This window comes from Bradyrhizobium sp. T-12 (assembly GCF_058314695.1).
In genome coordinates, this window is record NZ_CM177756.1 from 3,717,968 (window position 1) to 3,736,971 (window position 19,004).

Annotated in this window: 14 protein-coding genes; 9 read left to right on the top strand and 5 right to left on the bottom strand. The window is 64.7% G+C overall.

Going from position 1 to position 19,004, the window contains the following annotated elements; translation table 11 throughout:
• Window positions 1-29: 29 nt before the first annotated feature.
• Window positions 30-1,007, top strand: a complete 978-nt coding sequence (locus AC0WRY_RS17490) for a TRAP transporter substrate-binding protein (RefSeq protein WP_491120123.1) — start codon at window positions 30-32, stop codon at window positions 1,005-1,007.
• 70 nt (window positions 1,008-1,077) lie between these two features.
• Here the strand turns inward: AC0WRY_RS17490 and AC0WRY_RS17495 are convergent, their stop codons facing one another.
• From AC0WRY_RS17495 to AC0WRY_RS17510, 4 genes are all read right to left on the bottom strand, one after another.
• A complete protein-coding gene (locus AC0WRY_RS17495; RefSeq protein WP_491120125.1) occupies window positions 1,078-2,436 on the bottom strand; it encodes an autotransporter outer membrane beta-barrel domain-containing protein in 1,359 nt (452 codons plus the stop codon).
• 249 nt (window positions 2,437-2,685) lie between these two features.
• A complete protein-coding gene (locus AC0WRY_RS17500) occupies window positions 2,686-4,335 on the bottom strand; it encodes an acyl-CoA synthetase (protein ID WP_491120127.1) in 1,650 nt (549 codons plus the stop codon).
• 21 nt (window positions 4,336-4,356) lie between these two features.
• Window positions 4,357-6,246, bottom strand: a complete 1,890-nt coding sequence (locus tag AC0WRY_RS17505; protein ID WP_491120129.1) for a TRAP transporter large permease — start codon at window positions 6,244-6,246, stop codon at window positions 4,357-4,359.
• Between the two features lie 15 nt (window positions 6,247-6,261).
• Window positions 6,262-7,293, bottom strand: a complete 1,032-nt coding sequence (locus tag AC0WRY_RS17510; RefSeq protein WP_194402081.1) for a TRAP transporter substrate-binding protein — start codon at window positions 7,291-7,293, stop codon at window positions 6,262-6,264.
• Between the two features lie 466 nt (window positions 7,294-7,759).
• On the opposite strand from AC0WRY_RS17510, the gene AC0WRY_RS17515 reads away from it, so the two are divergent.
• Window positions 7,760-8,956, top strand: coding sequence for a M24 family metallopeptidase (locus tag AC0WRY_RS17515; protein WP_491120131.1), 1,197 nt, complete (start codon window positions 7,760-7,762; stop codon window positions 8,954-8,956).
• A gap of 38 nt (window positions 8,957-8,994) precedes the next feature.
• On the opposite strand, the gene AC0WRY_RS17520 is transcribed toward AC0WRY_RS17515, so the two are convergent.
• Window positions 8,995-9,870 (bottom strand): ferritin-like domain-containing protein, encoded by an 876-nt coding sequence (locus AC0WRY_RS17520; protein ID WP_491120133.1) that lies wholly within the window; start codon window positions 9,868-9,870, stop codon window positions 8,995-8,997.
• 179 nt (window positions 9,871-10,049) lie between these two features.
• On the opposite strand from AC0WRY_RS17520, the gene AC0WRY_RS17525 reads away from it, so the two are divergent.
• Genes AC0WRY_RS17525 through AC0WRY_RS17555 form a run of 7 tightly spaced genes read left to right on the top strand, consistent with a single transcriptional unit; the run spans window position 10,050 to window position 18,987 of the window.
• Entirely contained in the window at window positions 10,050-12,344 is a 2,295-nt protein-coding gene (locus AC0WRY_RS17525; RefSeq protein WP_491120135.1) for a 4Fe-4S binding protein, read from the top strand.
• Window positions 12,345-12,366: 22 nt separating this feature from the next.
• The gene (gene nosZ / locus AC0WRY_RS17530) at window positions 12,367-14,313 is read left to right on the top strand and encodes a TAT-dependent nitrous-oxide reductase (protein ID WP_491120137.1); all 1,947 of its coding nucleotides are present in this window, start codon (window positions 12,367-12,369) and stop codon (window positions 14,311-14,313) included.
• A 31-nt stretch (window positions 14,314-14,344) separates the two neighbouring features.
• Window positions 14,345-15,685, top strand: a complete 1,341-nt coding sequence (locus AC0WRY_RS17535) for a nitrous oxide reductase family maturation protein NosD (RefSeq protein WP_491123481.1) — start codon at window positions 14,345-14,347, stop codon at window positions 15,683-15,685.
• Entirely contained in the window at window positions 15,682-16,602 is a 921-nt protein-coding gene (locus AC0WRY_RS17540) for an ABC transporter ATP-binding protein (protein WP_491120139.1), read from the top strand. The genes AC0WRY_RS17535 and AC0WRY_RS17540 overlap by 4 nt, the downstream gene beginning before the upstream one ends.
• Entirely contained in the window at window positions 16,599-17,426 is an 828-nt protein-coding gene (locus tag AC0WRY_RS17545) for an ABC transporter permease (protein WP_194402087.1), read from the top strand. Before AC0WRY_RS17540 ends, AC0WRY_RS17545 begins: the two co-directional genes overlap by 4 nt.
• A complete protein-coding gene (locus AC0WRY_RS17550; protein WP_491120141.1) occupies window positions 17,423-17,995 on the top strand; it encodes a nitrous oxide reductase accessory protein NosL in 573 nt (190 codons plus the stop codon). Before AC0WRY_RS17545 ends, AC0WRY_RS17550 begins: the two co-directional genes overlap by 4 nt.
• A complete protein-coding gene (locus AC0WRY_RS17555; RefSeq protein WP_491120143.1) occupies window positions 17,992-18,987 on the top strand; it encodes an FAD:protein FMN transferase in 996 nt (331 codons plus the stop codon). Before AC0WRY_RS17550 ends, AC0WRY_RS17555 begins: the two co-directional genes overlap by 4 nt.
• Window positions 18,988-19,004 lie beyond the last annotated feature (17 nt).

Below are 19,004 nucleotides of genomic sequence, written 5' to 3' on the forward strand. Positions count from 1 at the left end.
CTTTCAATTCGACCGTGAGGAGAAGTCCGATGAAGTCTCGTTTAGTTCGCGCAGGTCTGATTGCCGGCGCCATGCTGGCCACAACGCCCGCTTTGGCCCAAACCAAATGGAATCTGCCGGCCGCGTATCCTGCGGATAATCCGCACTCCGAAAACCTGGTCGCCTTCGCCAAGGACGTGGAAGCCGCGACGTCCGGAAAACTTCAGATCACGGTTCATCCCGGCGCCTCGCTGTTCAAGGCACCCGACATCAAGCGCGCGGTGGTGACCGGGCAGGCGCAGATGGGCGAGGTGCTGCTCTCGATCCACGAGAACGAGGATCCGCTGTTCGGCGTCGACGTCGTGCCGTTCCTCGCGACCAGCTTCCCGGACGCGATGAAGCTTTATCAGGCATCCAAGCCCGCGATCGCCAAGAAGCTCGATGCGCAGGGTCTCAAGCTGCTGTTCGTGGTGCCGTGGGCGCCGCAAGGCGTCTATGTCAACAAGCCGCTCGCCTCCATCGAGGACATGAAGGGCCTGAAATGGCGGGCCTACAACGTAGGGACGGCGCGCATCGGCGAGCTGGTCGGGGCGCAATCGGTCACGATCCAGGCCGCCGAACTGCCGCAGGCGCTTGCGACCGGCGTCGTGAATTCCTTCATGTCGTCGGGCGGCACCGGCTACGACGCGAAGGCCTGGGAGTCGCTGAAGTATTTCTACGACGTGCAGGCCTGGATTCCCAAGGACTACACCTTCGTCAACAAGGCCGCGTTCGATGCGCTCGACAAGCCGACCCAGGAGGCCATCCTCAAGGCGGCGGCAACGGCGGAAACCCGCGGCTGGAAGGCCTGGCAGGACAAGAGCACCTGGTACCTCGACCAGCTCAAGGCGAAAGGCATGAACGTCGAGCCGCCGAGCCCGGCGCTCAAGGCCGGCTTCCAGAAGATCGGCGAACAGCTCACGGCCGACTGGCTCAAGAAGGCTGGCGCCGACGGTCAGGTCATCGTCGACGCCTACAAGAAGATGTGAGGACGAGCCGCTTTTCGTCCGGCGTCTTTCCGGCGCCGGCGGAAATCGGTCACTTGATCGTAGGGCAGGGTCACCAGGCGTAACGTAGCGTGGCCCTGCCGGTGTAAGAGCGCACCAGGTCCGACACTTCGCTGTCGAAGTTCGCAACGGCAGACCAGCCGTTCAAATCGCGAAGCTCGACCGCAACGCCTGCCAGCGCTGCGTTCGGCGCCAATGACACGCCGCCTGTGACGAGCCGCTGGCCCGGCAACGACTGGAACGCCGCTGGAATCGACTGTCCCGCGCTGAAATCACGGGCCCAGGCGAGCCGTCCGCGCAGGCTGATCAGGCTGCCGAACAGCAGAACGGAGGTGCTCGCGCGCAGACCGAGCTCGGTGCGGCTGTCGGTGAAGCTGTTGCTGCCGGCCGCCGTCGGGAATCTGTCGGCCACGGAGGCGGGCTGCGGCGTGTCTGAGGGCAGGCGGAAATTGGTGATCTGTGCACCCGCATAGGGCGTGATGCCAAGCCAGCGCGTGGCCAAACGATAACCGCCTTCGAGGCGGCCGGAATAGGCATGGGCGTTGACCGCCGTGTTGAGCTGGTCGGTGCCGGCCGGCGTGACCTGATAGTCGCCGGTGATGGCCTGCCAGCCGTAAGCGAGCGCGGTCGTGACATAGGCCGACCCAGCCGAGTGCCTGACGAAGCCGCCGGCCTGGAACAGGTCGGAGCGGCCGCTCGAGAAATTGCTGGCAAAGCCGGTGCCGCCGCCGGCGAGGGCAAAGCCGATCCGCGTCTGCGGCGAGAGCGAATAATCCGCGCCGGCGACCGTGCCAAAACTCCGAGTGGCTGATCCGTTGCCGCCGGTCGACATCTGCGAACCGCCAAAGCCGGCAGCCCAGACCCGCCATTGCGGGGCCGCGAGCGAGGGCTTGCCATACAGCGCCCCATAGGCTTCGCGTCCGATGCCGCCATGCGTCCGCTCGTTTCCGATATCGGCGTAGGCCGTAAGCTCCGCATCGACCTCGGCGGGCCCGATGCCGCGCCCGTCGATGGCAGGATCGAGCAGGGTCTGCGTGAACTGCGTCATCGCAAGAAATGTCGCCTGTGCCGTCTCGGCCTGCGGGACGCGATCGGCGCCGCCGCCGAAGGCCTGCCGCATGTCGAAGCGTGCCGCGCTGGCAAGTCCGGGCGGTTCGGCATTCCAGCCATAGGCCGACTGCACGCCGCCTCCGCCGCCATTGCCGAACGAAGCTCCCGGGAAACCTGCCGGCTGCGGTCCGCCAAATGCTGCGGCCGAGAAACTGTTGAACCCTGCTGGGGCATTCGGACTGCCGGGGCCAAACCCTTGCGTGCCCGCGAATGCGCCGAACTCGCGCGTGGCTTGCGCAGCGGCCGCGTCCGGCAGCAGCAGCCAGGCCACCGATAGCAGCAGCGCCAGACGCACACGCACGTCCGTGCTCACGACACCAACCGCATGAAGCGCCCCAACCGCGCCGGTCGCCAGCCGTGCAGCCCGCACGGCGAATCATCTGGAATCAGCGAATCCGGTGAAGTGGAATCGTAAATGCGTCTCTAACGCTTTCCAATCTTTTCCTGGCGTGTCGCGATGTCGTCAAAGCCGCGCAATCGATGTCGGACGACGCAGGCTTGCCGCGAACACGCGGCTTATGTTTCCAAATGTTTCTACGACCGAACGACCTCAGGCCGTAATCGCCTTCGCGGATCCCACTTCGTTGCGCAGCAGGAATTTCTGGATCTTGCCCGTGGACGTCTTCGGGATCGGTCCGAACACGACGGCCTTCGGCGTCTTGAAGCCACTCATGTGCGAGCGGCAGAACGCGATGATGTCGGCTTCGCTGGCGCTGGCGCCGTCCTTCAGCTCGACGAAGGCGCAGGGCACTTCGCCCCATTTCGGATCGGGCTTTGCGACCACGGCGGCGAACAGCACGGCCGGGTGCTTGTAGAGAATGTCCTCGACCTCGACGGAGGAGATGTTCTCGCCGCCGGAGATGATGATGTCCTTGGAACGATCCTTGATGATGACGTAGCCATGCTCGTCGAGCACGCCGAGATCGCCGGTGTGAAACCAGCCGCCCTCGAACGCTTCCTTGGTCGCCTTCTCGTTCTTGAGATAGCCCTTCATCACGATGTTGCCGCGGAACATGACCTCGCCGATGGTCTCGCCGTCGCGCGGCACCTCCTGCATGGTCTGCGGGTTGATGACGGTGACGCCTTCCTCGAGCGGGTAGGGCACGCCCTGCCGGCGGTTCATGCGCGCGCGCTCGGCGGGCGGAAGCTCGTCCCAGCCGGGCTGCTCGGCGCAGACGGAGGCGGGGCCGTAGACCTCGGTCAGGCCATAGACATGTGTCAGCTTGATGCCGATGCTCTCGGCGCCCTCGAGCACCGCGACGGGCGGCGCGGCGCCGGCGATCAGGCCGACGACGCGGCGGGCCGCATTGCCTTTGGGCGCGTCGGGCGCGTTGATCAGCGTGTTGTAGACGATCGGCGCGCCGCACATGTGGGTGACGCCATGGCGCTTGATCAGCTCGAAGATCCTGGTCGGCTCGACCTTGCGCAGGCAGACATTGATGCCGGCCGCGGCCGCGATGGTCCAGGGGAAGCACCATCCGTTGCAGTGGAACATCGGCAGCGTCCAGAGATAGACCGGATGCTGGCCGAGATTGCCGGCGAGGATGTTGCTGACGGCGTTGAGATACGCGCCGCGATGATGGGTGACGACACCCTTGGGATTGCCCGTGGTGCCCGAGGTGTAGCTCAGCGCGATCGCGTCCCATTCATCGCTCGGCGGGATCGCCGTGAAAGCGGGATCGCCTTGCGCGACCGCCGCCTCATACTCGATCTCACCGATGCGGCTGCCGCCCTTGAACGATGCGTCGTCGACGTCGACCACGAACGGCCGAGGGCCTGTCATCTGCGCCAGCGCGTCGGTGATGACACCCGAAAACTCGGGATCGACCAGGATGATTTTCGCGCCGCCATGGTCGAGCTGAAACGCGATCGATGGCGCATCGAGGCGGATGTTGAGCGCGTTGAGCACGGCGCCGGTCATGGGCACCGCGAAATGCGCCTCGTTCATAGCCGGGATGTTCGGCAGCATCGCTGCTACGGTGTCGCCGACGCCGATGCCCTTGCGCGCAAGCCAGGACGCAAAGCGCCTGCAGCGCTCATAGGTCTGCGCCCACGTGAAGCTGCGTCCCTCATAGACCGTGCTGACATGATCGGGATAGACGGCGGCGCTGCGCGCGAGGAAGCTTAGGGGGCTCAGCGGCACGTAGTTGGCGGGCGTCTTGTCGAGGCCGATATTGTACTGGTTCTGCCGCTCACTCATCGACACCCTCCGTCAAACGTCTCAAAGGAATCCGATCGAGATCCAGGGGAAGATCGCGACGATGATCAATCCCACCAGCAGCGCCAGCAGATAACCCCAGATCGGCCGGATACCCTCCGCCGGATCGACGCGTCCGATGGCGCAGGCGGCATAATAGCCGACGCCGAAGGGCGGCGCGAATAGTCCGATGCCCATGGCGAGGATGATCACCATGGCGTAGTGCACCTCGTGCACCCCAACAGCGCGGGCGATCGGAAACAGCAGCGGTCCGAACAGCACGATCGCCGGGATGCCCTCCAGCACGCTGCCGAGGATCGTGAAGGCCAGGATCGAGACGGCGATGAAGGTCGCAGCTCCGCCCGGCAATCCGGTCATGGCGGCGGCCAGCGAGCGCGAGAAGCCGGATTGCGTCAACCCCCAGGCCATGCCGGTCGCCGTGCCGATGATCAGCAGAATGGCGCCCGACAGCGCGGCCGTCTCGACCAGCATTGGAAGCAGCCGCCGCCAGTCGAAGCGGCGATAGACGAGGAGGCCGACGATCGCGCCATAGACGATGCCGATGGTGGAAACCTCGGTCGCGGTGGCGATGCCCTCGACCACGGCGTAGCGGATCACGAAGGGCAGCGCGAGCGCGGGCAGGGCGACGACGAAGGTCTTGCCGATCTCGCTACCCGTGGCGCGGCGGACATGGCTCATGTCCTCGTGGCGGTAGCGCCACCACACCAGCATGCAGAGCGTGAACGCGAGCACGACGCCGGGCAGAAGACCGCCGGTGAATAGGGCGGCGATCGACACGCCGGTGACCGAGCCGATCGTGATCAGCACGAGGCTCGGCGGAATCGTCTCGGTCTGGGCGCCGGTCGCCGCCAGCAGCGCGACGAGATCGCCGGGCTTGGCGCCGCGCTGCTTCATCTCCGGAAACAGCACGGGCGCGACGGCCGCCATGTCCGCGGCCTTGGCGCCTGATATGCCCGAGACCAGGTACATGGCGCCGACCAGCACGTAATGCAGGCCGCCGCGGACATGGCCGAGCAGGCTCGCCAGGAACGCCACCATGGCGCGCGCCATGCCGGTCATCTCGATCAGCAGCCCGAGGAAGACGAACAGCGGCACCGAGAGCAGGATGAGGTGGCTCATGCCCTCGTCCATCCGCCCGACCAGCACCATGACAGGCGTGCGCGTGGTCAGTGCAAGATAGCCGAAGATCGCAAGGCCAAAGCCAAACGCAATGGGAACGCCGGCGAAGACGCAGAAGCCGGCGACGCCGACGAAGAAGATGACGAGGTTGAGATTGCCGAGCGGCCGCAGCGACGGCTCCGCCAGCCAGAACAGCCCGATCACGACGGCAACGGTGGCGACGGCCTTCGCGACCATCCGCCAATCGGCGGCGCGCATCAGCCGCAGCAAGGCAAAGGCCGCCATCAGGCCGATGCCGGCCGGCAGCGCGGCGGCGCGCCACATGTTGGAGATCTGCAGCGCCGGCGTCGTGATGTAGCTTTCCTCATAGGCGTAGTCGCAGGCGGGCCAGACGATCAGGGCCAGGAACGCCAGGGCTGCACAGGTTGCGACCAGATCGAGATAGGCCCGCATGGCCGGCCGCGCGCTGGCGACGACCGCGGTCATGCGCATGTGCTCGGATCGGCGGAACGCAACCGCCGCGCCCAGCATGGCGAGCCAGAGGAACAGGATCGAGGCGAGCTCGTCCGACCAGATCAGCGGCCGGTGCAGGCCGTAGCGCGCGACCACGCCGGCAAACAGGATCACGATCTCGGCGACGACCAGGATCGCCGCCGGGATTTCGACGAGGAGACCGAGCGCGCGCTCGACCGAAGTCAGCAACGAAGGTCGGCGAGGGGACTGCAACGCCGCCTCGCCCACCACTGCGGTCACCTCGACCTCGATATGAGCCATGATGGCCCCAACGCGTTACGACAGCTTGCCGACGGCCTTCTCCAGGAGGTCCCAGGCCTGATCGCCATACTTGCCCTTCCACTCGGCATAGAAGCCGGCGGTGCGCAGCTTGTCGCGGAACGGCGCCACGGCGGGCTGGTTGAAGGTCAGGCCTTTGCCCGCGAGCTCCTGCTGCAAATTGGCATTGAGCTTGGCGGTATCCTCACGCTCCTTGACCGCAGCGGCGTTGATGTTCTTGGCGACGATGGTGCGCACGTCCTGCGGCAGCTTTTCCCAGGCCCTGCGGTTCGCCAGGAACCAGAAGCCATCCCACATGTGGTTGGTCAGCGAGCAGTATTTCTGGACCTCGTAGAGCTTGGCGGTCGAGATGATCGCCAGCGGGTTCTCCTGGCCTTCGACGATCTTGGTCTGCAGCGCCGAATACACTTCGCTGAAATTGATCGAGGCGGGCGCCGCGTCGAACGCCTTGAACATCGAGGTCCACAGCGGCGACACCGGCACGCGGATCTTGAAACCCTTGAGGTCGTCGGGACCGGTGATCGGCTTGCTCGACGACGTGGTCTGGCGGAAGCCGTTGTCCCAGATCTTGTCCATGACCTCGAGGCCGGCCTTCTTGATCTCGCCGCGGACATGGGCGCCGAGGTCGCCGTCCATGGCCTTCCAGACCGTGTCGTAGTCCGGGAACGCGAAGCCGATGCCGTTGATGGACGCGGCCGGCACCAGGGTCGACAGGATCAGGCCGGACAGCGTGAAGAACTCGACGCCGCCGGAGCGGATCTGGCTCAGCATGTCGGTGTCGGACCCAAGCTGGTTGTTCGGGAAGATCTGGAGGTCAAACTTGCCGTTGGTCTCGCTCTTGATCGCCGCCGCCATCTCCTTGGCGCGGACGTTCAACGGATGGGTGTCGGGCAGATTATTGGCGTATTTGTAGGTGAACTCGGCACTCTGGGCGCGGGCCACATGGGGCGCGCCGAGGCCGCCCAGGACCGCGGTCGCGGCGGAGGCCTTGAGAAGCGTGCGTCGGGAAAAGCGCGTCGAAAAGACCATGGGTCTGCTTCCTCGGAAAGTTTGTTGTTGTTCTGAGATGCAAACCTATACGGACGTCAGGTCAGAAGGTCATCTGCGATCTCGCGGAAGCCTCGCTTATTGCAGCCGGACAAGGTCACGGCAATATCGGCTTTCGGAGGCATCGGGCCGATTCAAAATCTGAAAAACAACCCCATGCACAGTAGCCGCCGACGACCGGGACGAGGCGCGAGGCTCGGTGCGAAAAACCAGCACAAGCGAAGGCGCCATGGCAGGAAAGTCGCCTAAATATCTGATCTGATTGTATATAAATATATTCCATAATATACCTTATGCGAATTACGGATTAGGCGTGGGATGAATCGATCGGCCAGCTGCCTGGGCCCTCCTTCCAGCCACATCAGGAGCTAACCGACCGTCCGGCAGTTAACTCCGAGGTCGCAGACATCCAGGACAGATCAGATCAGCGGCGACCCGGAGGTCCGCCATGCAGGAAACTGTTGCTCGTGCCGCCTCGCGCGCCATTCCGTTCGATACTGCCAAGCTCGACCGTCTCATGGAGGCGGCAGGCCTCGACGTCCTGATCGCGACGTCCAAGCACAACGTGCAATACCTGCTGGGGGCCGAACGGGCGATCTTCTTCGACTACATGGATGCCTTGGGCGTCAGCCGCTATCTGCCAGTGCTGGTCTATGCCAAGGGCGCTCCGGAGAAGTCGATCTATGTCGGGCATCGGCTGGAAACCCACCAGCGCACTGTCGCGCCACCTTGGGTGCCGCTGGTCCGGACCGAATCGAATGGTTCGATGGACGCCGTTCTGCGCGCCTCAGAGCTGATCCGTCAGGCGGGCGTGCCCTGGAAGCGGGTCGGGGTGGAGATGCCGTTTATGCCGATGGATGCAGGAAAGGCGCTGGCCGACGCCCTGCCCGGCGCCGAGCTCGGGGACGCAGTGTTGGTGCTGGAGCGGCTGCGGGCAGTCAAATCGAGGGAGGAATTGGCGAAGTTGAAGACGGCGTCCGAGCTCGTCATTGCATCCATGTTGGCAGTGATCTGGGGTCACGGTCGGGGTACGACCAAACAGCAATTGTCGGAGGCGTTGCGCCTTGCCGAAGTCAACCGCGGCCTGACGTTCGAGTATTGTCTGCTTGCCTGCGGCAGCAGCCATAATCGGGCGCCGTCATCGCAGCGCTGGGAGCAAGGCGAGGTGTTGTCGCTGGATTCGGGTGGCAATTACCTCGGCTATATCGGCGACGTCGCGCGCATGGCGGTCCTGGGCGAGCCGGATGCCGAGTTGAAGGACTATCTGGCCGAGATCGAGGCGGTCCAGCAAGCCGCCTTTGCTGCGGTCAGGCCCGGCGCGATGGGCGGCGACATCTATGTTGCGGCCGAGCGCCAGCTTGCGCAGATCACCCAACGCGACTGCACGGATTTCCTCGCCCACGGTATGGGCCTCGTCAGCCATGAGGCCCCTCGCCTGACCGCAACGGGTCCGGTTCCCTATGACGACAGCGACGCCCGCCGCCCTCTCGAAGCCGGCATGGTGATCTCAATCGAGACCACGATGAAGCATCCAAAGCGCGGCTTCATCAAGCTTGAGGATACGGTTGCTGTGACGGATAGCGGCCACCAGATTTTCGGCGAAGATGGACGCGGGTGGAATTTGGGCCGGAACGCCGCCGCCTAGACGGCGCAGCGAAACCCGCCGTAAGCGGCGGGCTGCCTTTAATTCATCGCGAGCGATCGCAGCCAGGCCAGTCGCGAGATCGCGCGTTCGGCGAGCTGCTGCAAACGTTCGAGATCGGCAGCGTCGTTCGACCGCTCGGCGCCTTCGAGATAACCATCGACGAGCGCCTCGGCGACCTCCAATGGGCCTTTGTTCCCCATCGACGCTGGAAAGCTCCCGAGGCCGGTGGCGGCGTCGGCCATCCCGATGGCCTGTTGGCGGATGTCCCGTATGCGGATTGCCTCTGGTCCGCTCAGGCTTTGTTCCATCTCGGCGAGCTGCGCGACCAGGCGCAGCTCGAGTTCTCGCGCATCAATTTGCCGCACCGGCGCTGACGATGCCTCGGCACCGCTGCGGTCGTGTTCGTGATGATAAGCGCGGCGTCTCTCCTTGCGGAGGGTGGCGACATGGCCCAGTTCCTCCCGGGCCATCGCCTCGGACGCCTTCTTGACCTCTGGATCATGCGAATAGGCTGCCAGATATGACCAGAAAGCGAAGGCCCGCTCCTCGTTGCGGACCGCCATGGCAAGTGCGCGGTACGGCGTCATCAGCCGCGATGTCTTCATCTCGGCTGCAGCTTCCGGGGCCAGCGCTTCCGGCGCCTCCCAGCGCACCAAGGCGGGATCCGGGCGCTTGCCTCGGCGCGATTGCGACCACTGCGTCACACTGTTCACGTGCTCGCGCTCGGCGGCGGCGAGCCGCGTGAACACTTCCGCCAGATCATCTTTGCCCTGCTCGCGCATCTCTTGGGCAAGGGAATCGTATTTTTTGGCCGCTTCCTGCTCCATTGCATGACCTAGCGCAAAGAGCTCGTCGATCGACTCCAATACACCCGCGGGCTCAGCACTGAGCAATGAAGTGCGCAGGAATGGCATGGCGAGGGTTTCCCGATGCAAATGTGTGACTTGGTTGTGCGAATGCGCAATCATTCTACTTTAGCTTGACAGATGCAGTCGCGCACGACGACTGTGGCACGTCAGCGGCGACAAATCATCGACGAAGAGTCTCAAGGCACGCGCGACCCGGTTGGTCGCGCAGATGGCATTTGACCGACATGTCGAAGCGACCGCATGAAGAGTCCACCTTCGCAAGGCGTGCAGCGCTGGCGCTCGCAGGCTTGCTGCTGGTGTGTCTGACTTATATTTCGCCCGCCTGCGCTGCGGCCGACTTACCGACATACCTGCCGAAGATCGCGCCTGCGGACTTTTTCCCCGGCGCGGATCGTTTCGGACCGCCCCAAGGTGATCCGCCGATCGTACCTGTCTACCGGGGCGATCAGCTGCAGGGATTTGTGTTCCTCAACTCCGATTTCGCGAATTCCGTCGGGTATTCCGGCAAGCCGATTCACCTGCTGGCCGGCATCGATCCCAAGGGTGTCATCACCGGCATCAAGCTGGTCGATCACAAGGAGCCGATCGTGCTGGTCGGCATTCCGGAAGCGCGGATCGTCGCGGCCGTGAATGGGCTGATCGGCAAGGACATGAAGCCTGTCGCAAGTGGCGCCGAGAAGCCGCCGCAGGTCGACATCGTGAGCGGCGCAACCGTCACCGTGCTGGTGATGGGCGACAGTATCGTTCGCGCGGCGTCCAAGCTCATCCGAAGCGGTCGCGTGGGCGGCGGCGACGGCGCGGCGGCTTCGGCAGCCCTGCCCCCCGTCATCAAGACGCTCGATCTCGAACGCAGTGAGGTGCGCGACTGGGAAAGCCTCGTCGGCGACGGCTCGATACGCCGGCTTCATCTTGGCATCGGCGACATCAACGATGCCTTTGCAAAATCCGGCAGCGCGGCGGCGAGCCAGTATCCCGAGCCAGGTGACGCCGGCGACACCTTCATCGACCTCTACGTCGCGCTCGTGAGCGCGCCCACGATCGGCCGCAGCCTGCTCGGCGATGACGGCTATCGGCGGCTGAAGGACGGCCTGAAGCCCGGACAGCAGGCGATTGTCGTCGCAGGCAACGGTCCCTACTCCTTCAAGGGCTCGGCCTACGTCCGCGGCGGCATCTTCGATCGCATCGAGATTCTGCAGGACGGCAACAGCACCCGCTTTCGCGACCGTAACCACACCCGTCTTGGCGCATTGGAGGCGGTCGGCACGCCCGAGTTCAAGGAAATCGGCCTGTTCGTCACCCCGCCCGAGTTCACCTTGGATCCCACCCAGCCGTGGCAGCTTCAGCTGCTCGTGCAGCGGAGCCTCGGCGGCCGCGACAAGGCATTCCTGACCTTCGACCTCGGCTACGCCCTACCCGATAGCTACATTCGCCGCGAGCAACGCACGGTGACGGTGCCGGAGAGCGCGGCGCCTCCGGTCTCGCAGGCAAAAGCTGCGGCCACACCGCCGGCGGAGGAAGACGAGCCCCTCTGGATGCGGATCTGGCGGTCGAGCACCGTGTCGATCGGCATCACCGCATTCATGCTGGCCGCCCTCACCGGCATCTTCTTCTTTCAGAACCTGCTCGTGCGTCGGCCGGTATTCTACACCTGGGTGCGACGAGGCTATCTCGCTTTCGTCCTGGTCTGGCTTGGCTGGTACGCCAACGCGCAGCTGTCCGTCGTCAACGTCGTCACCTTCAGCAATGCGCTGGTGACGGGCTTCCGCTGGGAATTCTTCCTCGCCGCTCCCCTGATCTTCATCCTGTGGGCCGCGACGGCCGGCGGGCTTCTGTTCTGGGGCCGCGGCCCGTTCTGCGGCTGGCTTTGTCCCTTCGGCGCGCTCCAGGAGCTCACCAACACGGCCGCGAAATGGCTGAAGGTGCCGCAAATCACCGTGCCGTGGGGACTCCACGAGCGGCTGTGGCCGATCAAGTACATCATCTTCCTCGGACTGTTCGGCCTGTCGCTCTATTCGGTCGACATGGCCGAACGGTTCGCCGAGGTCGAACCGTTCAAGACCGCGATCATCCTGAAGTTTTCGCGGAGCTGGCCGTTCGTCGCCTATGCCGTCGCCCTGCTCGTCATCGGCCTCTTCATCGAGCGCTTCTTCTGCCGCTACCTCTGCCCGCTCGGCGCTGCGCTTGCCATTCCCGGCCGCATCCGGACCTTCGAATGGCTGCGCCGCTGGGAAGAGTGCGGCTCGCCCTGTCAGCGCTGCGCCAAGGAATGCCCGGTGCAATCGATCCATCCCGAGGGTCACATCAACGTCAATGAGTGCATCTACTGCATGCACTGTCAGGAACTCTATTACGACGACCACCGCTGCCCGCACATGATCCAGGTGCGGCTCAAGCGCGAGAAGTTCGCGGCGATGTCCTCGCCCACGATGCGCTCTGGCGGCAAGGGTCCCGCGACCGTCATCACCGCCGGCGGCAAGACTGTCGGCGCGTCACCCGCCATCTCTCCACCACCGAACTGAACCGAAAGCCGAGGAGGCAATCATGAGCGAGAACGATAAGGCAAAGGGCGTCAGCCGACGAACAGTGCTGGGAACGACGGCGGCCGCAGCGGGCGTGGGCCTTGCCGGCGGAGTAGCGCTGACGGACGGCGGCTTCGTCTCCTCCGCGGACGCGCAGACCAAGAATGCCGCGACGAAAGCGCCGGCGGCGAGGCCGGCCGTGCAGAAGACCGAGGTCGCGCCCGGCGAGCTCGACGAATATTATGTGTTCTTCTCGAGCGGACAGTCCGGCGAGATGCGCATCATCGGCCTTCCGTCGATGCGCGAGCTGATGCGCGTTCCGGTCTTCAACCGTTGCAGCGCGACCGGCTGGGGCCAGACCAACGAGAGCATCAAGGTCCTGACCGAGGGGCTGCAGCCCGCGACCCGCGAATTCCTGAAGAATCGCGGCGGCACGTTCCTGAACGGCGATCTCCATCACCCCCACATTTCGTTCACGGACGGCACCTATGACGGCCGCTACGCCTTCATGAACGACAAGGCCAACAGCCGCGTCGCACGGGTGCGGCTCGACATCATGAAATGCGACAAGATCGTCGAGCTGCCGAACCAGCACACGGTCCACGGCCTGCGGGTGCAGAAATACCCGCGCACGGGGTATGTGTTTGCCAATGGCGAGGATGGCGTGCCTCTGCCCAATGACGGCAAGGTCCTCGACGATGCCAAGCAGTATCGCTCCATCTTCAGCGCGATTGACGGCGACACGATGAAGGTGGCCTGGCAGGTGATCGTCAGCGGCAACCTCGACAACGTCGATGCCGACTATCAGGGCAAATACTGCTTCGCGACCTGCTACAACGGCGAGGAAGGCGTCACGCTCGCTGAGATGACTGCCAGCGAACAGGACTGGGTCGTCATCTTCAACATCAAGCGGATCGAGGAAGCCCTGAAGAAGGGCGACTTCAAGGAAATGAACGGCGTGCCCGTCATCGACGGCCGCAAGGGCTCGGCCTACACCCGCTACGTTCCGGTCTCGAACAATCCGCACGGCATGAACACGGCGCCGGACGGCATTCACATCGTGGCGGCCGGAAAGCTCTCGCCCACCGTGACCGTGATGGACGTCCGCAAATTCGACGATCTGTTCGACGACAAGATCAAGCCGCGCGACGTCGTGGTCGCGGAGCCCGAGCTCGGCCTCGGCCCGCTGCATACCGCCTACGACGGCAAGGGCAACGCCTACACGACGCTGTTCCTCGACAGCCAGGTCTGCAAGTGGAGCATCGATCTCGCCAAGCGGGCGTTCAAGGGCGAGAAGGTCAATCCCATCCTTCAGAAGATCGACGTGCACTATCAACCGGGTCACAACCATTCTTCGATGGGCCAGACCAAGGAGGCGGATGGAAAATGGCTCATCTCGCTGAACAAGTTCTCGAAGGACCGTTTCTTGAACGTCGGCCCGCTCAAGCCCGAGAACGATCAGCTGATCGACATCTCCGGCGATCAGATGAAGCTGGTGCATGACGGCCCGAGCTTCGCCGAGCCGCATGACGCGACCATCGTTCACCGCTCCAAGATCAACCCGATCTCGATCTACGACCGCGCGGATCCGATGTTTGCGGACGCGGTCAAGCAGGCCAAGGCCGACGGCATCAACCTCGAGGCGGATTCGAAGGTCATTCGCGACGGCAACAAGGTGCGCGTCTACATGACGTCCACCGCCCCAGCCTTTGGTCTCGAGCAGTTCCAGGTCAAGCAAGGTGACGAAGTGACGGTATTCGTCACCAATATCGATGCGGTGGAAGACCTGACGCACGGGTTCTGCATCGTGAACTACGGCATCCAGATGGAGATCGGGCCGATGGCGACGGCGTCCGTGAGTTTCACGGCCGACAGGCCGGGTGTCTACTGGTACTATTGCTCCTGGTTCTGCCACGCCATGCACATGGAGATGAAGGGCCGGATGTTCGTCGAGCCGAAATCGGTCTGATCGGAGCGACCTCGTGGGTCCATTGTTACGCATGTTTCCGGCGGCGCTTGTCGCCGCCGGATTGTCCGGCTTCGCCGGTGCGGAGACGTTGACGGCTGCGCCTGGCCAGTCGCTGCAAGCAGTGCTGGATGGTGCGCGCGCCGGCGACGTCGTCGCGCTTGCGGCCGGCGAATATCACGGCGCGATCCGCATCGACCGTCCTTTACAGCTGGTCGGCAACCGCGAGGCCGTGCTCGATGGCGACGGCGACGGCAACGTCATCACCGTCAGCGCACCCGACGTCACTGTCCGCGGCTTGACCATCCGGGGATCGGGCCGCGATCTTCAGGCGATGAATTCCGGGATCTTCCTGCAGAAGACGGCCGAGCGCGCGACGATCGAGGACAACCGGCTGGTGGGAAACCTGTTCGGCGTCTATGTGCATGGAGCCAGGGGCTCCCGCGTCGTCCGCAACGAGATCGAGGGACTGCGCGGAGGACGTCTCAGCGAGGCCGGCAACGGCGTTTCGCTTTGGAATGCGCCCGACGTCACCATCGCCAACAACAATTTCCGTTACGGCCGCGACGGCATCTTCTCGATCTCCAGCAACAAGGACCGTTTCCTCGACAATCGCTTCGAGCAGGTTCGCTTCGCCGTCCACTACATGTACACCAACGACAGCGAGATCAGCGGCAACGTTTCAGTTGGCAACCATGTCGGCTACGCCATCATGTATTCGAACCGTCTCGTGATCCGCGGCAATTCCTCCGATCGCGATCGCGACTATGGCATGCTCTTCAACTACGCGAACCATGCCCAGATCGAAGACAATCGGGTCATCGGTGGCCCGATCGGCTCGACTGTACAGAAAGCGGACGAAGGTCCCGACGACGAGCGAGGCATGCTGCCGCAAGCCAAACGGGAGAGCACGCTGCGGAGCGGCCCCGAGAAATGCGTGTTCATCTACAACACCAATCACAACAAATTCCGCAACAACTGGTTCGAGCGCTGCGCTATCGGCGTGCACTTCACGGCCGGCTCCGAAGGCAACGAGATCACCGGCAACGCCTTCGTCAGCAACGCCAACCAGGTGAAATATGTCGGCACACGGCATCTCGACTGGTCGACCGGGGGGCGCGGCAATTACTGGAGCGATAATCCGGCCTTCGACCTCAACGGCGACGGTATCGCCGACACGGCGTACCGGCCGAACGACCTCATCGATCGCGTGCTGTGGACGGCGCCCGCTGCGAAGGTCCTGATCAACAGCCCCGCCGTCCAGGTGATCCGCTGGGCGCAGGCGCAGTTTCCGGCGTTGCTGCCCGGCGGCGTGGTCGACAGCCATCCGCTGGTATCGCCGCCACGGGGCGCGGCGCGGAAGGAGACGCGATGACCAGCACGGTACGCGTCAGCGACGTCACCAAGACCTATGGCCGGGTCGAGGCCGTGCGCGGCGCCTCGTTCACGCTTGGCCAGGGCGAGCTGGTGGCCTTGATCGGCCACAACGGCGCCGGCAAGACCACGCTCATGAAGCTCATGCTGGGGCTGATCCGGCCGACCAGCGGCGCCATCGAGGTTCTCGGAGACAATCCTGCCGCCGGCGAATTCGCGGGCCGGCGCCAGCTCGGCTACCTCCCGGAAAACGTCTCCTTCGACCCTGCCCTCACCGGCCGCGAGACGCAGGCCTTCTATGCCAGGCTGAAGCGGGAGCCGGTGGCCAAGGCGCTCGATCTGCTCGAAGCCGTCGGGCTGGGCGCGGCGAGCCGCCGCCGGGTCAGCACCTATTCGAAAGGCATGCGCCAGCGGCTCGGGCTCGCGCAGGCGCTGCTCGGTCAGCCGCGCGTGCTGCTGCTCGACGAGCCGACCACCGGCCTCGATCCTGAGCTGCGGCAGACCTTCTACGACATCATCGCGCGGCTGGCGGCCAGCGGCGCGACCGTGCTGCTGTCGTCGCATGCGCTGACCGAACTCGAGGAACGTGCGGGCCGGGTCATCATCATGAACCGCGGCATCAAGGTCGCGGACGGATCGATCGACGAGCTGCGTCGTCTCGCCAGGCTGCCCACCAGGATCCGCCTCAAGGTGGCGGGCCTCGCTCCGAGCGAGATGCCGGGCTGGGCGCCGCAAGATGCGACCTGCCGCCGCCTGAACGGCCACATCGTCGAGATCGACGCCGCGCCGGAGCGCAAGATCGAGCTGCTGCATCGCGCCACGGCCGCCGGCAATGCCGTCGAGGATGTCGATGTGGTTCCGCCGACCCTCGACGAGCTCTATGCTCATTTCCTCCGGCAATCGGAGCAGGCGCCATGAACGTCATGATCATCGCCGCCAAGGAGATCCATCAGGCCATCCGCAATCGCTGGGTGCTTGCCGCAACGCTCCTCCTCGCCGGGCTTGCTTTGTCGCTGACCTTTCTCGGCAGCGCGCCGACCGGGAATGTGGGCGTTCGCACGCTGGACGTGGTCGTCGTCAGCCTGTCGAGCCTGACGATCTTTCTCGTTCCGCTCATCGCGCTTCTGATCTCTCATGACGCCATCGTCGGCGAGATGGAACGCGGCACGATGCTGTTGCTGCTGAGCTACCCGGTCGCGCGATGGCAGGTTCTGCTCGGCAAGTTTCTGGGCCATCTCGCCGTCCTCGCTTTTGCGACGTGCCTCGGCTACGGCGCGGCGGTTGGAGCGCTGGCGGCGACGGGCAGCCAGATCGACGGCGATAGTCTGCTGGCGTTCGGGGCCATGGTGGGCTCCTCGGTGCTGCTCGGCGCCGTTTTCGTCGCGATCGGATATCTGGTCAGCGCGCTCGTGCGGGACCGCGGAACGGCAGCCGGCATCTGCATCGGATTGTGGCTGCTGCTGGTGCTGATTTACGACATGGCGCTGCTCGGCGTGCTCGCGCTCGATCAGGGACGCAGCATCTCGGCCGCCGTGCTCAACGCCATGCTGCTGGCCAACCCGACCGACGCCTATCGTCTGATCAACCTCACCGGGTTTGCCAATGTCAGCACCTTCGCCGGCATGGCCGGCCTTGCCCAGACGACGTCCCTGACGATACCGGTCCTGCTGACCGCCCTGCTCGGCTGGACCTCGGTGCCGCTGGCGCTGGCCGCGCTCGCCTTCTCTCGGAGGGAGCTATGAGGCGCCGAACGATCCTGTTCGCCTTGCTCGTGCCGCTGACGCTCGCAGGCTGCAACGACAAGCAGGCGGCGAAGGTCCCGCCGCCGCATCGGATGACCGCAGAAGACATCGGGCATTACTGTGGCATGAACGTGCTCGAGCATCCGGGACCGAAGGGTCATATCTTTGCTGCGAGCCTCATTGAGCCCGTGTGGTTCTCGTCGGTGCGGGACACCATCGCCTTCACCATGCTGCCCGACGAGCCCAAGGACATTTTGGCGATCTACGTGTCCGACATGGGCAAGACCCCCGACTGGGACAAGCCGGGCGCCGACAATTGGATTGAGGCGCGCAAGGCGCTGTTCGTGATCGAGAGCCGGGTCAAGAGCGGCATGGGCGGCGACGAGGCCGTTCCGTTCTCGGACAAGGCGGCGGCGGAGAAGTTCGCCGGTGAAAACGGCGGCAGGATCGTCGGCTTCAACGATGTGCCGCGGGACTATGTCCTGGCGTCGGCGACTGTCCCCGGCACTGCGGCGGCCGACGAGGCAGCGGAAGGCCCGCCGGGCGAACGACCGAGGAGGACGCCATGACGCCAACCCTGACGCGGCGACGCTTCATCCGGATCAGCGCGGCGGCTGCTAGCCTCGGCGCGCTGTCTTCAGGTCATCCCGCTCGTGCAGAGGTCGCGCCGGTCACCTGGCGCGGCACGATGCTGGGCGCGGTTGCGACGTTGGAGATCCACGACGAGGATCGCAGCCGGGCGGAGCGGCTGATCGTACTGGCCTGCGCCGAGGCGCGGCGGCTCGAGCGACAGTTCAGTCTCTACCTCCCCGATTCCGCCCTGGTCGTCCTGAACCGGACGGGTGTCCTGATCGATCCCGCCGCCGAAATGGTCGAGCTGCTCTCGACCTCGCAGCATTATTCCATGGTCACGGGCGGTCTGTTCGATGTCACGGTGCAGCCGCTGTGGGAGCTCTATACCAGCCACTTCGCGCGCGACGATGTCGATCCGGCGGGTCCTGCGGCAACCGAAATCAAGGCGGTGCTGGCGCGCATCGGTAGCCACCGGCTGTCAGTCAGCCGCGCCCGGATCGTGATGCCCAAGGGCATGGCCGTCACCCTGAACGGGATCGCGCAAGGCTACGTCACCGACAAAGTGGTCGACTTGCTGCGGGCGCACGGCGTCTCTCACAGCCTGGTCGACATGGGCGAAGCCCGCGCGATCGGCGCGCGTCCGGACGGACATCCCTGGGAGGTCGGCATCGCCGATCCCGACATTGTCGGCCAGACGAAGACGGTCTTGCCGGTCGTCGATCGCGCCGTGTCCACCTCGGGCGGCTACGGCTGCCAGTTCGATTCCAGGGCGCGCTTCAACCATTTGTTCGATCCCCGATCGGGCGGCTGCGCCCTGCGCTATCGCAGCGTGACGACCGTTTCCCGCAGCGCGACTGCCGCTGACGCCCTGTCGACGGCTTTCAGCCTGATGCCGACGGAGCAGATCCGATCATTGCTGCCGCGCGTCGATATCGATCGCGTGCACCTGATCGATGAGGCCGGCAAGCCGGTCGAATTGTCCGCGTAGCAGAGCAGTCGGGACGG